The 23,244-nt window shown below is 67.7% G+C and carries 23 protein-coding genes and 1 pseudogene; 4 read left to right on the forward strand and 20 right to left on the reverse strand.

Annotation, left to right across the window (positions count from 1 at the left end):
* Positions 1 to 207: 207 nt before the first annotated feature.
* From ftsZ to U1703_RS05765, 17 genes are all read right to left on the reverse strand, one after another.
* A complete protein-coding gene (gene ftsZ / locus U1703_RS05685) occupies positions 208 to 1,752 on the reverse strand; it encodes a cell division protein FtsZ (RefSeq protein ID WP_332784934.1) in 1,545 nt (514 codons plus the stop codon).
* Between the two features lie 119 nt (positions 1,753 to 1,871).
* Positions 1,872 to 3,131, reverse strand: coding sequence for a cell division protein FtsA (gene ftsA, locus U1703_RS05690; RefSeq protein ID WP_332784935.1), 1,260 nt, complete (start codon positions 3,129 to 3,131; stop codon positions 1,872 to 1,874).
* Positions 3,132 to 3,135: 4 nt separating this feature from the next.
* Positions 3,136 to 4,092, reverse strand: a complete 957-nt coding sequence (locus U1703_RS05695) for a cell division protein FtsQ/DivIB (protein ID WP_332784936.1) — start codon at positions 4,090 to 4,092, stop codon at positions 3,136 to 3,138.
* Positions 4,089 to 5,081 carry a D-alanine--D-alanine ligase gene (locus U1703_RS05700; protein WP_443025765.1) on the reverse strand — a complete coding sequence of 331 codons (993 nt, stop codon included), beginning with the start codon at positions 5,079 to 5,081 and terminating at the stop codon, positions 4,089 to 4,091. Before U1703_RS05700 ends, U1703_RS05695 begins: the two co-directional genes overlap by 4 nt.
* Complete coding sequence (gene murB / locus U1703_RS05705; protein ID WP_332784938.1) at positions 5,048 to 5,935, reverse strand: UDP-N-acetylmuramate dehydrogenase; 888 nt, start codon at positions 5,933 to 5,935, stop codon at positions 5,048 to 5,050. The genes U1703_RS05700 and murB overlap by 34 nt, the downstream gene beginning before the upstream one ends.
* Positions 5,932 to 7,347, reverse strand: a complete 1,416-nt coding sequence (murC, locus tag U1703_RS05710; protein ID WP_332784939.1) for a UDP-N-acetylmuramate--L-alanine ligase — start codon at positions 7,345 to 7,347, stop codon at positions 5,932 to 5,934. The genes murB and murC overlap by 4 nt, the downstream gene beginning before the upstream one ends.
* On the reverse strand, positions 7,344 to 8,495 hold the full coding sequence (murG, locus tag U1703_RS05715; RefSeq protein ID WP_332784940.1) for an undecaprenyldiphospho-muramoylpentapeptide beta-N-acetylglucosaminyltransferase: 1,152 nt from the start codon (positions 8,493 to 8,495) through the stop codon (positions 7,344 to 7,346). Before murG ends, murC begins: the two co-directional genes overlap by 4 nt.
* Positions 8,492 to 9,673: an FtsW/RodA/SpoVE family cell cycle protein gene (locus U1703_RS05720; RefSeq protein WP_332785135.1), complete on the reverse strand. Its 1,182-nt coding sequence runs from the start codon at positions 9,671 to 9,673 to the stop codon at positions 8,492 to 8,494. Before U1703_RS05720 ends, murG begins: the two co-directional genes overlap by 4 nt.
* Before the next feature lie 47 nt (positions 9,674 to 9,720).
* Positions 9,721 to 11,019: a UDP-N-acetylmuramoyl-L-alanine--D-glutamate ligase gene (gene murD / locus U1703_RS05725; protein WP_332784941.1), complete on the reverse strand. Its 1,299-nt coding sequence runs from the start codon at positions 11,017 to 11,019 to the stop codon at positions 9,721 to 9,723.
* Positions 11,016 to 12,086, reverse strand: a complete 1,071-nt coding sequence (mraY, locus tag U1703_RS05730; protein ID WP_320451913.1) for a phospho-N-acetylmuramoyl-pentapeptide-transferase — start codon at positions 12,084 to 12,086, stop codon at positions 11,016 to 11,018. Before mraY ends, murD begins: the two co-directional genes overlap by 4 nt.
* Positions 12,087 to 12,091: 5 nt before the next feature.
* A complete protein-coding gene (locus U1703_RS05735) occupies positions 12,092 to 13,465 on the reverse strand; it encodes a UDP-N-acetylmuramoyl-tripeptide--D-alanyl-D-alanine ligase (protein WP_332784942.1) in 1,374 nt (457 codons plus the stop codon).
* The gene (locus tag U1703_RS05740; protein WP_332784943.1) at positions 13,462 to 13,593 is read right to left on the reverse strand and encodes a hypothetical protein; all 132 of its coding nucleotides are present in this window, start codon (positions 13,591 to 13,593) and stop codon (positions 13,462 to 13,464) included. The genes U1703_RS05735 and U1703_RS05740 overlap by 4 nt, the downstream gene beginning before the upstream one ends.
* Complete coding sequence (locus U1703_RS05745) at positions 13,590 to 15,020, reverse strand: UDP-N-acetylmuramoyl-L-alanyl-D-glutamate--2,6-diaminopimelate ligase (RefSeq protein WP_332784944.1); 1,431 nt, start codon at positions 15,018 to 15,020, stop codon at positions 13,590 to 13,592. The genes U1703_RS05740 and U1703_RS05745 overlap by 4 nt, the downstream gene beginning before the upstream one ends.
* 10 nt (positions 15,021 to 15,030) lie before the next feature.
* A complete protein-coding gene (locus U1703_RS05750; protein WP_320451909.1) occupies positions 15,031 to 16,749 on the reverse strand; it encodes a peptidoglycan D,D-transpeptidase FtsI family protein in 1,719 nt (572 codons plus the stop codon).
* Positions 16,746 to 17,369, reverse strand: coding sequence for a hypothetical protein (locus tag U1703_RS05755; RefSeq protein WP_332784945.1), 624 nt, complete (start codon positions 17,367 to 17,369; stop codon positions 16,746 to 16,748). The genes U1703_RS05750 and U1703_RS05755 overlap by 4 nt, the downstream gene beginning before the upstream one ends.
* 44 nt (positions 17,370 to 17,413) lie before the next feature.
* Positions 17,414 to 18,412 (reverse strand): 16S rRNA (cytosine(1402)-N(4))-methyltransferase RsmH, encoded by a 999-nt coding sequence (gene rsmH / locus U1703_RS05760; protein WP_332784946.1) that lies wholly within the window; start codon positions 18,410 to 18,412, stop codon positions 17,414 to 17,416.
* Positions 18,409 to 18,711: an MraZ C-terminal domain-containing protein gene (locus tag U1703_RS05765; protein WP_320451906.1), complete on the reverse strand. Its 303-nt coding sequence runs from the start codon at positions 18,709 to 18,711 to the stop codon at positions 18,409 to 18,411. Before U1703_RS05765 ends, rsmH begins: the two co-directional genes overlap by 4 nt.
* A 45-nt stretch (positions 18,712 to 18,756) precedes the next feature.
* On the opposite strand from U1703_RS05765, the gene U1703_RS05770 reads away from it, so the two are divergent.
* The gene (locus U1703_RS05770; RefSeq protein ID WP_332784947.1) at positions 18,757 to 18,993 is read left to right on the forward strand and encodes a hypothetical protein; all 237 of its coding nucleotides are present in this window, start codon (positions 18,757 to 18,759) and stop codon (positions 18,991 to 18,993) included.
* Positions 18,994 to 19,333: 340 nt separating this feature from the next.
* Here the strand turns inward: U1703_RS05770 and U1703_RS05775 are convergent, their stop codons facing one another.
* Positions 19,334 to 19,585 carry a hypothetical protein gene (locus U1703_RS05775; protein WP_332784948.1) on the reverse strand — a complete coding sequence of 84 codons (252 nt, stop codon included), beginning with the start codon at positions 19,583 to 19,585 and terminating at the stop codon, positions 19,334 to 19,336.
* Positions 19,586 to 19,677: 92 nt separating this feature from the next.
* On the reverse strand, positions 19,678 to 20,643 hold the full coding sequence (locus U1703_RS05780; protein ID WP_320451903.1) for a cysteine synthase A: 966 nt from the start codon (positions 20,641 to 20,643) through the stop codon (positions 19,678 to 19,680).
* Positions 20,644 to 20,837: 194 nt separating this feature from the next.
* Here U1703_RS05780 and U1703_RS05785 point away from each other — a divergent pair, with 194 nt between their 5' ends.
* The 3 genes from U1703_RS05785 (at position 20,838) to aat (ending at position 22,847) form a co-directional block, all read left to right on the forward strand.
* Positions 20,838 to 21,224: a hypothetical protein gene (locus U1703_RS05785; protein WP_320451902.1), complete on the forward strand. Its 387-nt coding sequence runs from the start codon at positions 20,838 to 20,840 to the stop codon at positions 21,222 to 21,224.
* A gap of 154 nt (positions 21,225 to 21,378) precedes the next feature.
* Positions 21,379 to 22,092: a ParA family protein gene (locus U1703_RS05790; protein WP_332784949.1), complete on the forward strand. Its 714-nt coding sequence runs from the start codon at positions 21,379 to 21,381 to the stop codon at positions 22,090 to 22,092.
* On the forward strand, positions 22,089 to 22,847 hold the full coding sequence (gene aat / locus U1703_RS05795) for a leucyl/phenylalanyl-tRNA--protein transferase (RefSeq protein ID WP_332784950.1): 759 nt from the start codon (positions 22,089 to 22,091) through the stop codon (positions 22,845 to 22,847). Before U1703_RS05790 ends, aat begins: the two co-directional genes overlap by 4 nt.
* A 35-nt stretch (positions 22,848 to 22,882) precedes the next feature.
* Here the strand turns inward: aat and U1703_RS05800 are convergent.
* Positions 22,883 to 23,116 (reverse strand): annotated as a pseudogene (locus U1703_RS05800) (DUF2155 domain-containing protein); the annotation flags it as partial.
* Positions 23,117 to 23,244: the final 128 nt, after the last annotated feature.

Raw genomic sequence — 23,244 nt, forward strand, 5'->3', positions numbered from 1 at the left:
CAGCGACGATGCCCAAAGCTCCAGCGTCGCCTCGATCGATGCTCCCGTCACCACGACCTCCTTGTCATGGTGACCCATTGATTCAGAACATCATCAAGAGCGCAACTGTAATGCTAGGCTCATTCGCCACCGGCACAAAAAAGGGCCCGCGCGATTCCATCGCGCGGGCCCTTCATCTCTTGCCAACCCGGAAAACCGGGCCAGGAATTACTGGTTGTTCTGACGATGCAGGAAACGCGGAATATCCAGCGACGAGTCCGAACCGCCCTGCCCTGCGTCATCGCGGGGCGCGCCGCGTGCGGCGTTGGACATACGCTCGAACAGCGTACCCCCCAGCTTCACGCGGGGTGCTGGCTGTGCCGGAACCTCACCGGCTTCGCTGCCGGGGGCGAGCCAGCGGCGACGCGCTTCCTCGCTGCCGGGCGCGGGCTCGGCCGGAGCGGCGGCGGCCGCAGGCTGGGCTGGAGCGGCGGGGACCATCGTGTCGGCGCCCAGCACCAGCTCGTCCTCGACAACCGGCGCCGCCGGGGCGGGCGCAGGCGCGGGCTTGGCGATCGGGGTGGTGATGGTCGCGTTGACGCTCGGGCTGACCGGCGCGACCGGTGCCGTCACCGGGGCGGCCGAAGCAGAAGGCTGGGCCGGGGCGGCGGGCGCCGCGCTGGCTTGCGGAGCGGGAGCGGCCGGTTCGCTGGGGCGATAGCTCGGCGTGTCGTCGGACTTGCGCGCCATGCCACCCATGCTGAAGCCGCCACGCTGCGCCTCGGTCGGCGACGGCGCGACCTTGACGTCGGCATCGATGCCGGTCGCCACGACCGACACGCGGATGCGGCCTTCCAGCTCGGGGTTAAACGCCGAGCCCCAGATGATGTTGGCGTCGGGATCGACCAGTTCGCGGATATGGTTCGCCGCCTCGTCGACCTCGAGCAGGCGCATGTCGTCGCCGCCGGTGATCGAGATGATGACGCCCTTAGCCCCCTGCATCGACACGCCGTCGAGCAGCGGGTTGGCGATCGCCTTCTGCGCCGCCTCGATCGCGCGATTGTCGCCGGTGGCCTCACCGGTGCCCATCATCGCCTTGCCCATCTCCTGCATCACCGAGCGGACGTCGGCGAAGTCGAGGTTGATGAGGCCCGGCATCACCATCAGGTCGGTGATGCCGCGCACACCCTGCTGCAGCACCTCGTCCGCCATCGCGAACGCTTCCTTGAAGGTGGTGTTGGCGTTGGCGATCAGGAACAGATTCTGGTTGGGGATGACGATAAGGGTATCGACATATTTCTGCAGCTCTTCGATGCCGCCGTCCGCCGACTTGGCGCGACGATTGCCCTCAAAGGCGAAGGGCTTGGTCACGACGCCGACCGTCAGGATGCCCATGTCGCGCGCCGCCTTGGCGATGACCGGGGCCGCACCGGTGCCGGTGCCGCCGCCCATGCCCGCCGCGATGAAGCACATGTGGCTGCCCTCGAGCAGACGCGACAGGTCCTCGATCGTCTCTTCGGCCGCCGCACGACCGATCTCGGGGCGGCTTCCCGCACCCAGACCTTGCGTGATCTTCGCACCCAGCTGGATACGCCGCGGCGCGATCGACTGCTTCAATGCCTGCGCGTCGGTATTGGCGACGAGGAAATCCACGCCCTGTACCTCGGCGCGCATCATGTTCGCGATCGCGTTGCCGCCGGCACCGCCGACACCGATCACCGCGATGCGCGGCGTCAGTTCGTCGACCTCGGGTGCGATGAATTCGATGCTCATCCCAATATTACTCCACCGTTCCCGGTCGATACGCTAAGACCGGGCCCCTGAATAAGTGTTAGTGCACCAGTGACCGGCCCGGTGCCAACCCAAATCTGCCTGAGATCGGACAGATTTGCTTAATAATTTGCCTTGGCCGCCTGAATCAGTCGCCGGAACAGGCCCATGCCGCTCGGTCGGTGCACCGTCTGGTTCACCGCCGGGATGCTGCGCAGGTCGATCGGGTCGGTCGCCGCATAGAATGCCAGTCCCGCCAGCGTCGCGAAAGCGGGGCCGCCATGCGCATCGGGCAGGCCGGTCAGGCCGCGCGGCCGCCCGATCCGCACCGACCGGCCCAGCGCCTGCTGCGCATAATCGGCAATGCCCTTCAACTCCGCCCCACCGCCGGTCAGCACGACCTGGCGGCCCACCGGCCCCTCGAATTTCAGAAGCTGGAGCGCCTTGCGGATCTCGCCCATCTGATGCTCCAGCCGCTGGCGGATCACGCCGATCAGTTGCGCCTTGGTGATCTGCATCGTGTCGCCGCCGTCCTCGGCGGAGATGGGCGTGACCTGCAGCATGTCGTGATTGTCGCGCGGCGAGGCATTGGCCGAGCCATGGAAACACTTCATCCGCTCGGCCATCTGCCGCCTCGTGCCGAAGGCCGAGGCCACGTCGTCGGTAATGTCCGCCGCCCCCATCGGCAGCGAGCACAGCCCGACCAGCATCCCCCCTGCGAACAGCGAGACGTTGGTGATCCCCGCCCCCATCTCGACCAAGGCGACGCCCAGTTCGCGCTCCTCGTCTGACAGACAGGCCAGGCCCGTCGCGACCGGCGCGGCGATGATCGACTTGACCTCCAGATGCGCCGAGCGGACGCACAGGTCCAGGTTGCGGACCGGCGAGCCGTCGGCGGCGACGACATGGATATGCACGCCCAACCGGTCGGCATGCAGCCCCAGCGGTTTCTTCACGCCGGTCAGCCCGTCGAGCGTATAGAGCGCGGGCTGCGCGTGCAGCACCATGCGCCCCTGCGGATCGATCGAGTTGCGTCCCGCCGCCAGCAGCGCGTCGATATCGCCCTGTTCGACCCGGTGGCCGCCCAGTTCGAACTCGACCTCGGCGACGTCGGACACCAGGCCCCCGGCCGAAAAGCCGACCCAGACATTCTCGATATTCAGCCCCGCGATCCGCTCAGCCTGCTCGACCGCCTCGCGCACCGCCGCCTCGGTCGCACCCATGTCGGCGATATAACCGCGCTTGACGCCCCGGCTCTCGCGCTGGCCGGTGCCCAGCACGATCAGCTCGCCGCCATCGCCCTTGCGCGCGATCAGCGCGGATACCTTGGACGACCCGATGTCCAGGGCGGTAATCAAGCCTTCGGGCGCAATTTTCGCCATGGTCCTACCCCTGTGATTCCCCGGTGCCGGACGCCTCGGTGGCGTTGCCCTCCGGACCGGTGGCTCCTGTGGCCGATCCCCCGGCCTGCGCCGGTTCGGCCAGCGCGTGATTCTGATTCAAACCGGGCCTACGCGCAACCAGCTTTGCAGGGTCGCGCATGTCGAAGCGCAGCCAGCCGCGCCCGAGCAGCGGCCGCGAACCGTCCATCGCGGCAAACTTCATCAGCGCCGCCCCGGCTCCTTCCTCCGGAAGCGCCAGCGTCTCGCCGCTGTCAAAGGTCAAGTCCCAGCGGCGATTGCCGATCCAGGTCGCCGCCTTCACCCGCGGCTTCAGCGCCGGTGCGGCGGACAGCAGCGCCTGATAGGCAGGCTCCTGAAGGTTGGCACCCGGCCCGATGATCAACGGCAGGTCGGGCATCGCCTCGGCCCGCACCGGCTCGAGCAGCACACCGCCCGCGTCGATGAGGGTCAGCTGGCCATTGTCCTGCCAGACCGCCGCCGGGCTCCGCTCGTCGATATCGACGAGCAGCGTGTCGGGCAGGCGGCGCGAAACATGCGCGTCCTTGATCCAGCCATAGCGGAGCAGCTTGGCGCGGACATCCTCCAGATTGACGAGCGGCATCGCCCGGCTCTGCTGGTCGAGCGCGACGGCATAGACGGTCATCCGGTCCATGCGCTTCAGGCCCGTCACCTCGATCTGCTGGACGCGAAAACCGGCATGGCCCGCCTGTTCGGCGATCGCGGTGCCGATCATGCCGGGCACGCCGACCCAGGTCGCGACCGCCAGCGCGGCCGCCCCGGCCCCGCCCAGGATCGTCCAGGTGACAGCCTTCCGGATCGTGTCCTCGCCGACCGGCACCTTGGCCAGCAGCCGTTGCATCAGCGTGACGCGCTTCACCGGCTGGCGGCGGCGCGGCACCGGGCGGCGGACCGAGGTGCCGCGCTTGATCGTGCGGCTCATCCCGTGCGGTCCCGCGGGATCGGATTGTCGCGATACCAGTCCAACGCCTCGTCGACAATCGCCTGCACCAGCGTGTCATAGTCCATGCCGACATGGCGACCCTGTTCGGGCACCAGGCTGAGCGGGGTCATGCCCGGCTGGGTGTTGATTTCCAGCAGGAACAGACCGTCGACGCCGCGCTCATCGTCCCAGCGGAAATCGGAGCGCGAGGCACCGCGACAGCCCAGGATACGGTGTGCCTCCAGCGCCAGCGACTTGCACGCCTCCGCGATCACATCGGGGATCTGCGCGGGGCAGACATGCTCGGTCAGGCCGTCGGTATATTTGGCGTCGAAATCATACCAGCCATTCTTGGGCTTCAGCTCGGTCACGCCCAGCGCGCGGCCGCCCAGGACGGCGGTGGTCAGCTCGCGACCCCGGATATAGGGTTCGGCCAGCAATTCCTCGAACTCGGCCCAGGGACCCGCCACATCGCGGCCGATCGGGCTGCCATGGTTGCTGGTGTCCGTGACGATCGCGACGCCGACAGACGAGCCTTCGTTGACCGGCTTCAGCACATAGGGACGCGGCAGCGGATCACCGGCGAACAGATCCGCCGTCTTGACGATCCGGCCGCCGGGCATCGGGATGCCGTGCGGCACCAGGGCCTGCTTGGTCAGAACCTTGTCGATCGCGATGACCGAGGTGGCGAGCCCCGAATGGGTATAGGGAATGCCCATCAGTTCGAGCATGCCCTGCACCGTCCCGTCCTCGCCGGGCGAACCATGCAGCGCGTTGAAGACGAGGTCGGGCTTGGCCTCGACCAGTTTCGCCGCGACATCGCGGCCCATGTCGATCCGGGTGACACGGTGGCCGCCCCGTTCCAGCGCGTCGGCGACACCCGCGCCAGACATCAGCGACACCGGCCGCTCCGCCGACCAGCCGCCCATCAGAACCGCGACATGGATTGGATTGGTCACTTCGCGATTCCCACTCGTTGAATTTCCCATTCGAGGCAAATGCCCGACTGGGCCTTTACTTTGGCGCGGACCTCCTCGCCCAGCGCCTCGATCTCCGCCGCCGTCGCGTTGCCCAGGTTGAGCAGGAAGTTGCAATGCTTCTCCGACACCTGCGCATCGCCCCGCGTCATCCCGCGACAACCCGCCGCATCGACCAGCGCCCAGGCCTTGTGGCCTTCGGGATTCTTGAAGGTCGAGCCGCCGGTCTTCGAGCGTAGCGGCTGCGACGCCTCGCGCGCGGCGGCGATGCGGTCCATCTCGGCCTGGATCGCGGCTGGCTCGGCGGCGTGGCCCCGGAAGGTCGCTTCTACGACGATAGTGCCGTCGGTCAGGTTGGAGTGGCGATAGGTGTATTCCAGATCGGCGACGCCCAGCGTCTCGACCATGCCGTCGCGCCGGACGATCGTGGCGGACACCAGCACATCGGCCACCTCGCGGCCATAGGCCCCGCCGTTCATCCGCACGAAGCCGCCGACCGTGCCGGGGATCGAGCGCAGGAACTCCAACCCGCCAATGCCCGCATCGCGCGCGTTGGACGAGACGAGGATACCCGACGCACCACCGCCACAGGTGATCAGGTGCCCCTCCCCTGCCCGCGCATAGGCGAAGGGCTTGCCCAGCCGCACGACCACGCCTTGCACCCCGCCGTCGCGAACGATCAGGTTGGAGCCGAGCCCCAGCGCCATCACCGGCACCTGGCCATCGAGCGCGCCCATGAACGCCGACAGGTCGTCGACACTCTTCGGCTCCAGCAGATATTCGGCCGGTCCGCCCGCCTTGAACCACACGAGCGGCGCCAGCGGCGCGCCCGGAGTCAGTCGGCCGGCGGTGTCGGGCAGGGTCATCGGCGCGCCTCGATGGCGCTTGCCAGGCCCGCCGCCCATTTCGTGATGTCGCCCGCGCCCAAGCAGACGATCATGTCGTCCGCCCGGATCGAGCCCGCCAGTTCCTGGGCCAGCGCATCGGCATCCGCGACGGTCGCGGTCGAGCGATGCCCGCGCCGCTTCAGCCCCTCGACCAGCGCATCGGCATCGACCCCCTCGATCGGCGCCTCGCCCGCCGCGAAGACCGGCGTCACCAGCACGCGGTCGGCGTCGTTGAAGGCGGTCTGGAAGTCCTCCATCAGATTGCCGAGCCGGGTGAAGCGGTGCGGCTGCACCACCGCGATCACGCGGCCGCGCGCGCCTTCACGCGCGGCGGCCAGCACCGCGCGGATCTCGACCGGGTGATGACCATAATCGTCGATCACGGTCGCGACGCCGCCGTCCACCGCGATCTCGCCGACCTTCGTGAAACGCCGCTTGACCCCGCCGAACTGGCTGAAACCCTGCTGGATCGTCGCATCGTCGATACCCAGCTCCAGCGCGACGCCGATCGCGGCCAGCGCGTTCTGGACATTGTGGCGGCCGGGCATGGGCAGTTCGATCCCCTCGATCGAGCGGCTGGAGCCGTCGCGGTGGCGGATGATCGCCTCGAACCGGTTGCCGCCGGGGATCGGCGTGACGTTGACGCCGCGCACATCGGCCTGCGCCGAAAAGCCATAGGTCACGACGCGCCGGTCGCGCACCCGCGGCAGGATGTTCTGCACCTCCGGATGGTCGAGGCAGAGCAAGGCCGCGCCATAGAAGGGCACATTCTCGACGAACTCGACGAACGCGTCCTTCACCCGGTCGAACGAACCGTAATGGTCGAGATGCTCGGGATCGATATTGGTCACGACCGCGATCGTGCCGTCGAGCCGCAGGAAGCTGCCGTCGCTTTCGTCCGCCTCGACCACCATCCAGTCGGAGGCACCCAGCCGCGCGTTCGAGCCATAGCTGTTGATGATGCCGCCATTGATGACGGTCGGATCGACCCCGCCCGCATCCAGCAAAGCGGCGACCATCGAGGTCGTCGTGGTCTTGCCATGCGTGCCCGCCACCGCGACGGTGGACTTCAACCGCATCAGCTCGGCCAGCATCTCCGCCCGGCGCACCACGGGGATACGGCGCTCCAGCGCGGCTTCGACTTCGGGATTGGACCGGGTGATTGCGGTCGAGGTGACGACCACCGCCGCCTCGCCCAGATTGTCCGCCGCATGCCCGATGGCGACGGGAATACCCTTGGCGCGCAGCCCCTGCACCACATAACCCTCGGCCACGTCCGAGCCTTGTACCCGGTAGCCGAGATTCTTCATTACCTCGGCAATGCCCGACATGCCGATGCCGCCGATCCCGACGAAGTGGATCGTGCCGATATCCGTCGCGACGCCCTTCATGCGCCTGCTCCCGCCAAATTCTGAGTATGTTGTGACTTGCCGACCGGCAGCACCATGCGTGGGCTGTCCAGGCTCTCGACCAGATCGGCCAGATCCCGCGCCGCTTCGGGCCGACCGCAGCCGCGTGCGCGGCCCGCCGCATTTTCCAGCGCCGCCGGGTCCAGGCCCAGCTTCTGCATCTGCTTGGCCAGTTCGATGGCGGTGAAGTCGCTTTGCGCGATCGTCCGTGCGCCGCCCGCCTTGGTCATCTCGCGCGCGTTCGCGGTCTGGTGATCGTCGGTGGCGGAGGGCAGCGGGACCAGGATCGCCGGGCGACCTGCCACCGTCAGCTCGGCCAGAGTGGAGGCCCCCGCCCGCGCGATCACCAGATGCGCCCAGGCCAATTGCTCGGGCAGGTCGGGCAGATAGGTGGCGAGTTCGGCGGGAATCTCATGCTCGGCATATTTGGCCCGCACCGCCTCGATATTCTCGATCCGCGCCTGATGCGTCACCTGCAACCGCCGCCGGAAGGTGACGGGCAGCATGGCGAGGCCGTCGGGCACCACCTTGGACAGAATGCTCGCCCCCTGGCTGCCGCCGGTCACCAGGACACGGAAGATGCCGTCCTCTTCCAGCAGCGGATAGGGGCGCGAACGAAGCGCCAGCACCTGATCGCGCACCGGGTTGCCGACCAGCCGGGTCTTGGCGCCATGCTTGGCGCTCAGCCGCTGCGTATCCTCATAAGACAGCGCGATCGCATCGACCTTGCCCGCCACCAGCCGGTTGACCCGGCCCAGCACGGCGTTCTGCTCGTGGATCGCGGTCGGGATGCCTTCCGCAAACGCGGCCAGCAGCGAGGGCATCGCCGGATAGCCGCCAAAGCCGATCACCGCCGCCGGGCGGAAGGTCTTGTAGAGCTCGCGCGCCATCGCCCGGCCGCGCCACATCTCGCGCAGCGCCTTGGCCCAGCCGACCGGCCCGCCCGCAAAGCGCCCGGCGGGCAGGACGTGCGTCTGGATATCCTCGAACAGCCCCGGGAAGCGCACGCCGCGCGCGTCGGACACCAGCGCCACGCGGTGGCCGCGCCGGGTCAGCTCGGCCGCCAGCGCGGCGGCGGGAACCATATGGCCGCCGGTACCCCCGGCGGCGAGGACGAAGTGTCGGCTCATTGCCCGCTCCACCTGACTACATAGGGGCTGCGCGTCAGGAACGGGTTGCGCCGCGTGAACGCCAGCAACAACCCCATCCCGATCGACAGCGCGATCATCGACGAGCCGCCATAGCTGATGAACGGCAGGGTCATGCCCTTGGACGGGGCCAGCCCCGTATTCACCGCCATCGAAATCAGCGCCTGCGCGCCGAACTGCACCGCCAGCCCGGAGGCTGCGTAGAGCTTGAACTCGTCCTGCTCGTCAAGCAGCTTCACGAACACGCGCACCACGATCGCCAGGAAGACGAGCGCGATGATCGAACAGGCGATCAGGCCGAACTCCTCGCCGATCACCGAAAAGATATAGTCGGTGTGCGCCTCGGGCAGGCCGAACTTGGCCGAACCGCCACCCGGCCCGGTGCCGGTCCATCCGCCCGCGGTCAGCGTGTTGTGCGCGGCGTTGACCTGGAAATGGTCCGCCGCGCCCTCGCCATCGACATCGGGAAACAGGAACGCGTTGATGCGGCTGCGCGCCACGCCGTAGAACATATAAGCCGCCGTCAGCCCGACCGGCACCATCGCCGCCAGCCCCAGCAGGACGCGCATCGACGTGCCCGATATCATCAGCAGCGCGGCCCAGATCACGCAAAACACGATCGTCTGGCCGAAATCGGGCTGCAGCATCAGCAGCCCGGCGACCAGCCCAGTCAGCCCCATGGTGATCAGCGTCGCAGGCAGATCGCGCTCCTTGGCCTTCAGCGACAGCAGCCAGGCGGTGGTGACGACGAACGTCGGCTTCAGAAATTCGGACGGTTGGAACTGGGCAAAGCCGAAGCCGATCCAGCGCCGCGCGCCGTTGATCTCCACCCCGATAAAGGGCGTGACCGCCAGGATGGCGATCAGCACGCCGGTTCCCAGCACCGCCATGCGCCGCGCGGTCACCACCGGCAGCATCGAGACGGTGAACAGCACGGGCAGCGAGACGCCGACCCACATCACCTGTCGCCAGAAATAATAGAGCGGGGTGAACTTCCGATGCTCGCCCGAATAGCGCATCGCGGTCGCCGGGCTGGCGGCGGCAACCGCGATCAGGCCGATCGCGATCAGGAACAGGGTGAGCAGCAGCAGCACCCGGTCGATATCCCAGAACCAGGTGCCCAGCGGCGAGCGATCGCCACGCCCGCCACGTCCCTTCATCGACCCGATCAGGCCGGGACGCGGGGCGGTCTTGGCCGTGCGTTCCTTCACGCCAAGGCCTCCACGGCGGCGCGGAAAGCATCCCCGCGCGCTTCATAATCGCGGAACTGGTCGAAGCTGGCACAGGCCGGGGACAGCAGCACCGTGTCGCCAGGTTGCGCCGCCGCCGCCGCATGGGCGACCGCCGCCTCCAGCGTGCCGGATTGCTCGACCACGGGCACCTTGTCCTTCAACAGGTCGAAGAAGGTCTGTGCTGCCTCGCCGATGGTGTAGGCTGCGACGACATGATGCAGATGCGCGGCGCAGGCGTCGAGGTCGTCGCCCTTGCGCTTGCCGCCGACGATCCAGTGGACGCGCGGGAACGCCGCGAGTGCGGGGGCGGTGGATTCGGGATTGGTCGCCTTGCTATCATTGACGAAGGCCACGCCGTTCCGGGTCACGACATGCTGCATCCGGTGCGGCAGGCTGGCATAGGTGCGGAGTGCCGTTTCAACGATATCAGCATGAATGCCCAGTGCGAGCGCAACGGCGCGAGCCGCAAAGACATTCTCTGCGTTGTGCGGCCCCTGCAAGGCTGGCCAGTTCGCCTGTTCCGGCCAATCCAGCGGCACGCCGCACACCCGCTTCGTCCAACTGCCCGGTCCATCGGATATATCTAGAAGACGGCTGTGCAGGCTCTCATCATCGGCCGCGAGTACGCCTTCATGGTCATGCGTCTGCATGGCGAAAAGCCGCAGCTTGCTGTCAATGTAACCCGCAAACCCGTCATAGCGGTCGAGATGATCGGGCGTGATGTTGAGCAACACCGCGACGTCGCAGTCCAGGCTCTGCGTCAGGTCGATCTGATAGCTGGACAGTTCCAGCACATAGACGCCACCTTCGGGCAGAGGCTCCTGCCCCAGGATCGGCAAGCCGATATTGCCGCCCATCAGGGTCGGCACGCCCGCCGTCTTCAGTATGTGGTGGACCAGTGCGGTCGTGGTCGACTTGCCGTTGGTGCCGGTAATGCCGACGACCTTGTGCGGCGGCAGGTCCTTGCGTCCTTGCGCGAAGAGTTCGATGTCGCCGATCACCGGCACGCCCGCTTCCCGAGCGGCCGCGGCCAGCGGATGGGTGTTCAGCGGCACGCCCGGCGACACGACCAGCGCATCGAAACCGGACAGGTCGCCCAGCGGCGCGATGCTCAGCCGGTCATGCGCGACAAAGGCCTCACGCTTGGCGGGATCGCTGTCCCACGCCACCACGCTCGCCCCGCCCGCCAGCAGCGCCGAAACGGTCGCGGCGCCGGAGCGTGCGAGCCCCAGCACCGCGTAACGTTTCCCCGCCCAGTCGCGCGCGACGATCATCGCAGCTTCAACGTCGACAGGCCCGCCAGCGCCAGCACGAAGGCGATGATCCAGAAGCGGATCACCACGGTCGGTTCCGACCAGCCGAGCTGTTCAAAATGATGGTGGATCGGCGCCATGCGGAACACCCGCTTGCCGGTCCGCTTGTAGAAGAACACCTGAATGATCACCGACATCGCCTCGACCACGAACAGGCCGCCGATAATGCCCAGCACGATCTCGTGATGCGCAACCACCGCGATGGTGCCGAGCGCGCCGCCCAGCGCCAGGCTGCCGGTGTCGCCCATGAACACCGCCGCCGGGGGCGCGTTGAACCACAGGAAGGCAAGGCCCGCCCCCACCACCGCGCCGCAGAAGATCGCCAGCTCGCCCGCACCCGGCACATGCGGGATGCCCAGATAATCAGCGAACTTCACGTTGCCCGCCAGATACACGATCACCATGAACGCGACGCTGGCGATGATGACCGGCATGGTCGCGAGGCCATCGAGCCCGTCGGTCAGGTTCACCGCATTGCCGAACGCCACGATCGTGAAGGCGGCGAACAGCGGGTAGAAATAGCCGAGGTCGATATACATGCGCGAGGTGAAGGGCAGGTACAGGTGCGGCCCGTTCTGCCCCATGATGATCCACGCCGCGATGCCCGCAATGGCGAACTCCAGCAACAGCCGGGTCTTGCCCGACACGCCCGCCGTCGAGGCCTTTCGCACCTTGTCGTAATCGTCGAGGAAACCGATCGCGCCGAAACCCAGCGTGACGAACAGGCACGCCCAGACGAACGGATTGAAGACGTTCATCCAGATCAGGATGGACAGCGTCATGCTGGTCAGGATCATCAGCCCGCCCATGGTCGGCGTGCCGCGCTTGGCGAGGTGGGTCTGCGGCCCGTCGGCGCGGATCGGCTGCCCCTTGCCCTGACGGACGCGCAGCCAGCCGATGAAGCGCGGCCCGATGATCAGGCCGATCAGCAAGGCGGTCGCCACCGTCGCGCCGGTCCGGAACGACTGGTAACGGATGAGGTTGAGAAGCCCCGGAAACCCGAGATGCTCCGCGATCCAGTACAGCATCTAACTCACGCCCCGCCCGTTGGGATGTCGCCGCGCAGGGCCGCCACGACACGCGACAGCCCGACCCCGTTCGACCCCTTTATCAGCACCACGTCATCGGGTGCGATGATAGCGGCCAGCGCCTCGCGCGCGGCCTTCGCGTCCGCCACATGAACGAAATCGACCCGCCCCTCAAGCACGGCGGCCAAAGGCGCCATCGATTCGCCGACCAGCAACGCCCGTTCGACGCGTGCCGCCACGATCGGCTCGGCAAGACCGGCGTGATAGTCGGCGGAGTCCTCGCCCAGTTCGCGCATCTCGCCCAGCACCGCGACATGGCGGCCCGGCTCTTCGGCCAGCACCGCCAGCGTGGCGCGCATCGAGGCGGGATTGGCGTTGTAGCTTTCGTCGATGATCAGCGCGCCATTGGCCGTACGGAAGCGCGCACCGCGCCCGGCAAGCCCACCCAGCTCGGCCAGGGCCAGCCCGGCCAGCCCGAGGTCCCCACCCGCCGCATCGACCGCCGCCAGTACGGCCAGTGCATTGGACACCCAATGCCTGCCCGGCTGCGACAGAGTGAAGTTCAGTTCCTTGTCGCCCAGCCTGGCGGTGACGAAGCTGCCGCCGTTCGCGCTGCGGATCGCCTCGACCGCGCGGACATCGGCGGCGGGATCGAAGCCGAAGGTCACGATCCGGTCGGCATAGGGCCTGGCCGCGGCGATCAGGCGGTCACGATGCGGGCTGTCATAGGGAATGATCGCGGTGCCGCCGGGCTGAAGCCCCTGGAAGATCTCTCCCTTGGCGTCGGCGATGGCGGACTCGTCGGGGAAAAACTCTGTATGGGCGGGCGCGATGGCGGTGACGATCGCGATATGCGGGCGCACCATCGCAGTCAGCGCGGACAGCTCCCCCGCATGGTTCATCCCCATCTCGAACACGCCCGCACGAATGCCCTGCCGCATCCGCGCAAGGCTGAGCGGCACGCCGGTATGGTTGTTGTAGCTCTTGACCGAGCGATGCACCCGCCCCCGCCAACCGCGTTCGAGCGCGGCAAAAAGCGCTTCCTTCGCGCTGGTCTTGCCGACCGAACCGGTGACGCCGATGATCGTCGCATCGGTGCGCGCCCTGCTGGCACGGGCCAGGTCTTCCAGCGCGCGGAAGCTGTCGGTCACACGGACATGGGGATGCCCGGTCGCATTACTGACCAGCGCGCCTGCCGCCCCTTGTGCGAACGCCTGGTCGAGGAAGCGATGGCCATCGGTCGCCTCGCCCAGCATCGCGACGAACAGATCGCCGGGACCGACCTCACGGCTGTTGAAGGCGACACCCGAGACGGTGAAGTCGGCGGACGTAGTGCCACCGGTCGCGGCGGCGATCTCTGCGGCGGTCCACAGGGTCATTTGCGCTCACCCCCCGGCTTGGCCCCGTAATGGAGCGACAGCTTGGGGCGGACACGCGGCGCCGCCTCGGGCTGGGCGGCGTCGGCATGGGGTGGCTGCGGTGTCTTGGTCGGATGCTGGACGGTCATGCCGCACACTCCCGCGCCACGGTCACATCGTCGAAGGGCAGGACGAGGTCGCCGACGATCTGGCCCTGTTCATGCCCCTTGCCCGCGATCAGGACGATATCCTGCTCGCCCGCCTCGGCGATGGCGGCCGCGATGGCCGCGCGGCGGTCGCCGATCTCGATCGCGCCGGTCGCACCGCGCATCACCTGCGCACGGATCGCGGCGGGGTCTTCGGTGCGGGGGTTGTCGTCGGTCACGATCACCCGGTCGGCCTGCATCGAGGCGACCTGTCCCATCGCCTCGCGCTTGCCCGGATCGCGGTCGCCGCCCGCGCCCAGCACCACGATCAGCCGCCCGCCCGCATGGGGCTTGAGCGCGGAGATCGCCGCCTCGATCGCGTCGGGGGTATGGGCATAGTCCACATAGACCGGCGCGCCGCTCCGCGCGATGGCGGCGCGCTCGAGTCGCCCGCGCACCGGCTGCAACCGGGCCAGATTGGACAGCGTCGTCGTGATATCGCCGCCGGTCGCCAGCACCAGCCCGGTCGACACCAGCGCATTGGCCGCCTGATAGGCGCCGATCAGCGGCAACTGCACCTTGTGGGTGACGCCGTGTTCGTCCTCGATCACCAGGCCCTGGCCCAGCAGGGTCGGATGCCGCTCGACCAGCTTCAGCGTCGAGCCGCGCGTGCCGACCGTCACCAGCTTGTTGCCGCGCGCCCGCGCCAGGTCGATCACCCGGCCGCTATGCACATCGTCGGCCCAGACGACCGCCGTCCCCTCGGGCGACAGCACTTCGGAGAACAGTCGCATCTTGGCCGCCAGATACGCGCCCATGTCGCCATGATAGTCGAGGTGATCGCGCGACAGGTTGGTGAACGCCGCCGCCGATACCTCCAGTCCCTCGGTCCGATACTGAGTCAGGCCATGGCTCGACGCCTCGAACGCCAGATGGGTGACGCCCTCGCGCGCCAGCCCGGCGACGTTCGACAGGAAGGTCACGACGTCGGGCGTGGTCAGGCCGGTATAGGTCCGCTCGTCGGCGGTGGTGACGCCCAGCGTGCCGATCGAGGCCGCGTGATGCCCCGCCATGCGCCAGAGCTGGCGCGTCATCTCGATGGTCGAGGTCTTGCCGTTGGTGCCCGTCACCGCCACGGCGGTGGCCGGGAACGGCGCGAAGAACGCCGCCGCCAGCCGGGCGAATACCGCGCGCGGCTCGTCCGAGGCGATGTGGACCGCGCCCTCGACGCGCACCTCTGGCCGGGCGACGACCGCCACCGCACCGCTGCGCACCGCATCGGCGATGAAGTCCTCGCCATTCACCCGCGCGCCCTGGAACGCGCCGAAGATGGTGCCCGGCGCGACCTTTCGATGGTCGATCGCGAAACCGGAGACGAGGGCGTCGCCGCCCTCGCCCGTGATATCATGGTCCAGTTGGTTCAGCTTCATGCCGCGCCCCTTATCGTCCATCCACCGGCGGCGCCTTGGGATCCTGCCACAGGGTCGGCAGGATGTCCGATACGTCCACGTCCTTGTTGGCGTCGGGCACGACGCCCAGCATCGCGCCGACCCGCGTGATCGTCCGTCCCACCACCGGGGCCGCGTTCCAGGCTGCGGTCTTCCACCCTCCGGTCTCCTTCGTCCCCTTCGGCGAGTCGAGCATCGCCAGCACCACATAGCGCGGCGCATCCATCGGGAACGCCGCCGCAAAGGTAGCCACGTTGCGCGACCGATCATAGCCGCCCGCGACCGCCGCCTCGGCGGTGCCCGTCTTGCCCCCCACACGGTAGCCGGGCGCATCGCCCTTGCGTCCCGTGCCGCGCATCACGATCAGGCGCAACATCTGGCGCATCCGCGCACTGGTCGCCTCGCTGATCACGCGGCGGCCTGCGGCACCATGACCCGGCTCGACCTTCATCAGCGTCGCGGGCCGCCAGATGCCGCCATTGACCAAAGTGGCATAGGCCGAGGCCAGATGCAGCGGCGTCACCGCGATGCCGTGGCCATAGGCGGTGGTCATCGTCGTCGTGCGCGCCCAATAGGTCGGCAGCAGCGGACGGCCCTTTTCCCGCAGCTCGATATCCGGCTTGGTATCGAAGCCCAGCTTCTTGAACATCGTCTGCATCCGCTGCGGCCCGATCTCGTCGGCGATGCGCGCGGTCGCGATGTTGGACGAATAGATCAGCGTCTCGGCCATGTTCAGCCAGCGCTTGGGGTCGCCCTGTTCATCATGGATGGTATAGCCGCCGACCTTCAGCGGATGGGTCGCATCGAAGCGCCGCGCCATCGAGGTGACGACGCCGTTCTCCATCGCCACCGCCATGGTGATCGGCTTGAAGGTCGACCCCAGCTCGAACACGCTCTGCGTGGTGATGTTGCGCAGTTCCTCGGTGCCCGCCATGCCGACCCGGTTCGGGTTGAAGGTGGGCAGCGAGACCATCGCGATCACCTCGCCGGTGTGCACGTCCAGGATGATGCCACCGCCGCCCCGCGCCGAGAAGGTGTTCATCGCCCGGCCGAGTTCGCTCTCCAGCGCGGCCTGCGCGCGGGTGTCGATCGACAGCGCGACGGGCTTGCCCGCCTGCGCCGGGTTGAGCAGCCGCTCGTCGAGCACGCGCTCCATGCCGCTCATCCCGTGCCCATCGGTCGACAGGAAGCCGAGCGCGTGGGCGGCGAGCGCCGATTGCGGGTACAGGCGCTGCGTCTCGCGGTCGAAGACCAGGCCGGGCTCGCCGATGGCATTGACCTGCTCGACCAGCGTGGGACTGGCGCGGCGTTGCAGGTAGACGAAATTCGCCTTGCGGGTCAGCTGGTTGTAGAACCAGGCCTGGTCACCGCGATCGGGCATCAGCGCGGCCAGGCGCGCGGCGACCTCCATCGGGTCGCCGATCAGCTTCTTCGGATGGACCGCGATCGTCCAGCTGTCGATCGTGCGGGCCAGCGGCGCGCCGTTGCGGTCGACGATATCGCCGCGCGCCGCCAGCGTGGCGGTCCGCGTCGCCGCATCGGCGGGTCCGGCGAACACCGCCAGCAGCATCAGCCGCCCGATCACGACGAGCACCGCCGCGCCGAACAGCATCATCAGCATCATCAGACGCATATGCGTCGTCGCGACCAGCGCGTGGCGCTGGCCGGCGGTACGCTGCGTTCCGACGGGACGCGCGACCAGAACGCTCAACGCCGCCGCCGCGATTCGGTCTTGGCGCCTTTCAGAATGTCGCCCAGCGTCGTGTCGGACAATAGCTGGCGGTCGAGCATCGCCACCGCCTGCGGCCGGACCTTCGCCACGGCGGCGGCGGTGCGCACGGTGGCGATCGGGGCGGGCTTGGCCGCCTTGGAGGCGACGACATGCTCGGAGACGGCCTTCACGACCTGCGGCTTGGGCAGGTCGACCTTGGCCAGACGCACGACGGGGGCGGGTGCGTTGGGCTTGGGCGAAGGGGTCGTGGCGGCGGCGAGGGCGACGGCTTCGGCGGCGGGGGGAGCGACCGGAGCGGGCTGCGACGGCACCAGCAGCGCGGCGGTCTGCACGGTCCCGGCGGCGGGGCCATGCGTGACGTCGAGCGAGGCCAGCTGCGCCTCGTCACCCACGAACTGCCCGGCGATCGGCGCAGTCAGGGCCAGCGTGTCGCCGTTCCACTTCTCCAGCTGCACCAGGTTGGCGCGGGTGTCGAACTCGGTCTCCAGCGCGCGAATGTCACGCTGGGCGGTGGCGATGCGGGCGTTGACGTCGTCGAGCTTCTTTCGCTCCGCCGCCACCTGCAAGGACACAAGGTAGAAGCCCAGGACCACTGCCACGCAGCTCCCGAACCACCCTATCCCCTTGAACCGATACGCCGCCGTCATACGCCAAACTCCTGACTCAACTCGCCCCCCGGCGCCCCGTCCCGTCCCCCTGCCACAGACTGTCCCACCGACCAGGCGGGGGATTCCGTACGCGTCGCAAAACGCAGCGTCGCCGAACGCGCGCGCGGATTGCGGGCCAGCTCCGCCTCGCCCGCGCGCACCGCCTTGCCGACCTGGGCAAAGCTGGCTGCCCGCGCCGCCGCCTGTTCGGGCATATGGCGCGACCCGCCCGGCATCTGCCCGGCGCGCTCGCGGAAGAAGCGCTTGACCATGCGATCTTCCAGACTGTGAAACGTGACCACGACCAGGCGACCGCCCGGCTTCAACGCACGCTCGGCCGCGGCCAGCCCTTCGGCCAGTTCGTCCAGTTCGCGGTTCACATGGATGCGGATCGCCTGGAAGGTCCGCGTCGCCGGATCCTTCTTGTCGTGCGGACGGTAGCCAAGCGCCCGGCGAACCACGGCGGCCAGTTCGCCGGTACGGGTCAACGGCCGCGCGGCGACGATCGCCTGCGCGACGCGGCGCGAGCGCGGCTCCTCGCCATAGTGATAGAGGACGTCGGCGATCGCGGCTTCGTCGGCGGTGTTCAGGAAATCGGCCGCCGACTCGCCCGCCTGCGCCATGCGCATGTCGAGCGGACCGTCACCCTGGAAGGAAAAGCCGCGCTCCGCCTGGTCGAGCTGCATCGAGGACACCCCGATGTCCAACACCACGCCGTCGACACGGGCGTCGAGTTCCTGATCAAGGCCGGAAAACTCGCGGTGGACCAAGGTCAGCCCCGGCTCGGCGGCGACCAGCGGCTGGCCATTGGCGATCGCGTCGGGATCGCGGTCGAAGGCGATGACTTTCGCGCCCCGGCCCAGCATGGCGCGGGTATAGCCACCCGCGCCGAACGTGCCGTCGACATGCGTCTCACCGGGGGCGATGGCGAGCGCGTCGAGGACTTCGTCAAGCAGGACGGGAATGTGCGGGGCGTCGTTCGGGGCAGCACTCACAAGGCGATGCCCTTTTCCTGGCAGTGGAAACGCGCCGCCGAGATCATCTTTGCGGGCAGGCCGGGGGTGTCGACCAGCGTCTTGGGATCCCAGATTTCGATATAGTCGAACGTGCCCCAGAAAAAGGCGTGCCCCGCGATCCCCGCGTGAAAGCGCGGGAAGCCCGGCATGATAAAACGGCCCGACCCGTCGAAAGGCACGGCCTCGCCATTCGCCAGATCGCGCTTGATATTATAGTCGATACGGCCGTCCGGCCCACGCGACATCTCGGTCCGCGCGTCCAGTTCCTGTTTCAGCACGGCAACATAACCCGGGTCATACGCGATCAGGCAGCGCTCGGTTTCATGGACAGCGATGATGATGGTCCCGCCATCTTTTCCGTCGGGGCGCGGCGCATTTTGAGCCAGCGTGGATCGGAGCGCATTGGGAATGGCAACGCGACCCTTGTCGTCGACAAGGCCAATGCCACTTCCCTGATACAAACCCCTATCGGACACGCCAACCTCGCACATGGCGCGCAAGGCCTCACCGTCTCGGAATCCGACCATCGCCGCATTCCGACCATTCCTGGTCAACAGTGAGCCTGCCCCTCTGTTGGATTTGGTTTACCGACAGTGGAACCGGGAGGCAACGGGATTTTTGGGGATGATCGGGGAAACGTCCCCAGAATCGGCAGTTATGCGACGAACCACTGGCCGCATCTCGGGAATGCGCACGCGCCGGAGTCCTTGAAAATGTCGGAAATCCGCCATGCCCGATCGCCCGTCCCCGGATTTCCCTGGCACGAACGACGGCAAAAGCGATCAGAGCAAACTTAATTTTTATTAAGCAAAAAGGCCGTTTCGGACTTGGTTCCGCAGTCTTGCCATGTCTGACAAGAAAACCGCCCCGGCCGGCGTTTCCTGCCCACTTCGCCTATACTCAGCGCGCAGGTGCGGCAGGGGCCTGGCTGTTCACCGGGGCGGGCGCAACGCCCAATTCGGCCAGTGGTTCGCTGACCGACGGGGTGGCGGTGTTGGTCGCAGTCATGTCCGCGACCATATTGGCCTGCGCCGCGGCAGCCGCAGCTGCGGGCGGTTCGTCTCGGTTGAGCGATCCCAGAATCGTGCTGGCGATGCCGATCAACAGGATCACCGCGGCAAGGCCGATCATGCCGACTTTGACACGCTGCATGATATGATGATGGTCGGGCGATTTCATGGGATGAAGCGTTACTATCCTGCGCACGGCGTCCTGTCGACCTCTGGCGCAGGGCAACGTCGCGCCTATAGCCCCTTCTCGGCCCGCCACTCCGGATTGTGGAGCGTGGAGAGGTAGCGAAACCCGGTATCGCACAAAATGGTTGCGATACGTTTGTCGGGCCCCAAAGCCTTTGCCAGCGCCACCGCGCCCGCGACGTTGATGCCCGAAGACAGGCCCAGGCACAGGCCCTCCTCGCTCAACAAACGCTGGACCCAGTACCAACCCTCGGCGTCCGAGAGACGGAATTGGGTATCGATCGGCGCACCTTCAAGGTTGGCGGTGATCCGCCCCTGACCGATTCCCTCGGCGACCGAAGACCCTTCCGACTTCAGCTCGCCATGCGCGTAATAGTCGTACAGCGCCGCGCCGTGCGGATCGCTGAGCGCGATCGTCACCGATTCGTCGTGCGCCTTCAGACCCAGGCCGACCCCGGCCAGCGTGCCGCCGGTCCCGGCCGCGCAGGTGAAGCCGTCGATCCGACCACCCATCTGGTTCCAGATCTCTTCCGCCGTACCGACGATATGCGCACGCCGGTTGGCGATATTGTCGAACTGGTTGGCCCAGATGGCATTCTCGGTTTCCTCGGCGATCCGGCGCGAGGTGTGGACGAAATGGCAGGGGCTGGAATAGGGCGCGGCGGGCACCAGGACCAGTTCGGCCCCCAGCGCGCGCAGCGTGTCCATCTTCTCCCGGCTCTGCGTCTCGGGCATGACGATGATCGTGCGATAACCCTTGGCATTGGCGACCAGCGCCAGACCGATGCCCGTATTGCCCGCCGTCCCCTCGACGATCGTGCCGCCGGGGCGCAGCAGCCCCCGCGCCTCGGCATCCTCGACGATGAACAGGGCGGCGCGATCCTTGACGCTCGCGCCGGGATTGGCAAATTCGCACTTGCCGTAAATGTCGCAGCCCGTGGCCTCGCTCGGCCCCTTCAGGCGAACGAGCGGGGTGTTGCCGATCAGGGCCAGCGTGTCGGAGATCACTTCCATGCCCGCTAGATGGCCCCTGCCCCGCTTTCGGGCAAGCAAAGCCTTGCTTGGGGGGCGGCAAGCGCGGGCAACACCCCACGCGATAGCGCTACCCTCTGCACGTCAATCCGTCGCGTAAATGTTGGACATGGACGCCGTGACGTGCAGGTCATGCTTGACGCCGGGTTGCTGCATTTGCGAAGCACTCAACCGCTATGAAGAGCCTCCTCCCAGTCCTGATCGCCGCACCGCTGCTCGCCCTGGCAGCCTGCAATTCCAAGCCCAGCCAGCCCGAGGTTGTCGACATCAACCCCGATCCCATGGCCAACGTCCTCGCCAACCGCGCACCGGTCGAGCTGCCGCCCGCCATCAAGGCGGAGAAGAGCTTCCGTTGCAAGGACAACAGCCTGGCCCTCGTCACCTTCTTCCAGGGTGACAAGCAGGCCAATGTCCGCCTGAAGGAAGGCGACACGCCCGTCGTGCTGAAGGCCCCGGCCGCCGGCGAGCCCCTGACCGCCGAGGGCGGCTGGAAGATGACCGGCAACGAGAAGTCGATCACCCTGACCACGCCGACCAAGGCCGCGCAGGTCTGTCACATCTGATTTCGTAGCGTCAGATTCGCCTTATCGCGGCCGGGCCACCGGTTGACGCACGATAAGGACTTGATCGAAAACCGGCCGGCGGGGATATCTCCCGTCGGCCTTTTTCGTGGAGCGCGATGTTCCGCAGGGGCGAACAGGGAGGTTGAACGGCGTCGTGGCCGCAATCGCGATCTACAGCCTGAAGGGCGGCGTGGGAAAGACCAGCATGGCGGTCAACCTGGCCTGGTGCGCCGCCAGCCTGTGCGCGCGTCGCACGCTGCTCTGGGACCTCGACCCCCAGGCCGCCTCCACCTGGCTGCTGGGCGGCCCCGCCCCCGGTGACCGCGCCCACGCGATGTTCTCGCGCGATATCGCGGTCGACCGGCTGATCCGCCCGACCGCCATCCCTCGTTTGTCGCTGGTCGGCGCGGACGATTCGCTGCGCGGGCTCGACCATCTGTTCCACGAACTCGACAAGAAGAAGCGGTTAGGCAAGCTGATCGAAGGGCTGGACGATTATGACACCGTAATCCTCGACTGTCCGCCGGGCCTGACCGAAACGACCGAGCAGGTGTTGCGCGCCGTCGACCTGGTCGTGGTGCCGGTGGTCCCCTCCGCGCTCGCCACCCGCGCGCTGGAGGTGGTGGATGGCCATGTCCGGGGCCGCGTTCCCCTGTTGCCGGTGCACGTCATGGTCGATCGCCGCCGCCGCCTCCATGCCGAGGCGCTGGCCGCCAATCCCAACTGGCCAGTCATCCCGATGGCCAGCCTGGTCGAGACGATGGGCGAGCATCGCGCGCCTGTCGGCGCCTTCGCGCCGCGCAGCAGCGCCGCGAACGCCTATGCCGAGTTGTGGCGCGCCGTCGAGCGGCGCCTGGCCGGGGGATGAGCCGGCGCGACGAGCCCGGTGCCGTCGAACGGCTGACCCCGCATCTGGTGCTCGGGGCCTATGCCGTCGGCGTCTTTCCGATGGCCGATACGCGCGACACCGACCATGTCTATTGGGTCGAGCCGCGCAAGCGTGCGATCCTGCCGCTCGACGGGCTTCACCTGTCGCGCTCGCTGCGCAAGACCGTGGCCCGCGACCGGTTCCGCGTGACCGCCGACACCGCGTTCGAATCGATCATCCGGCTCTGTGCGGAAAGTGTTCCGGATCGGCCGGAGACCTGGATCAACTATGCGATCGAGCGGGTGTTCATCGACCTGTTCGACATGGGTTTTGCCCATTCGGTCGAGTGCTGGGACGGGGATGAACTGGTCGGCGGCCTGTACGGCCTGGCGCTGGGCCGCGCCTTTTTCGGCGAATCGATGGTCAGCCGCCGGACCGACGCATCGAAGGTGGCGCTGACCTGGCTTGCCGCCCGGCTGCGCGTCGGCGGCTACACCCTGCTCGACTGCCAGTTCCAGACGCCGCATCTCTCGACCATGGGGGCGATTGAAATCGGGCGCGAGGCCTATGTCGCGCTGTTGTCCGACGCATTGGCGGGCGTGGTCGCGCCGGGGACGTCGGCGGCAGGAGCCTCGGCACCCGGCGACTTCGCCGCGCTCGACCGCTTGGGCGCGGGGCCGGGAACGGACGCGGGGACCGTCTCCGGCCCGGTTTCCGGCCAGGACATCGTGCAGCTCTTGGCCCAGACGTCATAGACCGGGTGCAGCACGACGTTGAGTGCCGGACGCTCCTTGTACAGCCAGCCCGAGAATACGCGCTTCCAATGCTGATCCGCGCCGCGCACGTCCATCTGCACGAAGGCACCGGTCAACTGCTCGGCCTCCCAGGAGGCGGTCTTTTCGCAGGCGCGCAGACGCACGACGACATCGCCGACGCGGATCGCCTGGCCGGGTTTCAGCGTCAGGTCACGCGATACGCCGTTGCGCTTGTTGAGCAGGCCGATCACCGCGACCCGCTCGGCCATCGGCGTACCCCCGCTGGGCAGCGCCGCTTGGGCACCATCGACCGATTCGATACCCGACGCCGCGCCGGGACGATCGGGCAGGATCTGGCTGACCGCCGATTCGGCCGTGTCCTGGCCGCCCTTGTCGC

It is taken from the genome of Sphingomonas flavida, assembly GCF_036663655.1.
GTDB lineage: Bacteria > Pseudomonadota > Alphaproteobacteria > Sphingomonadales > Sphingomonadaceae > Sphingomonas.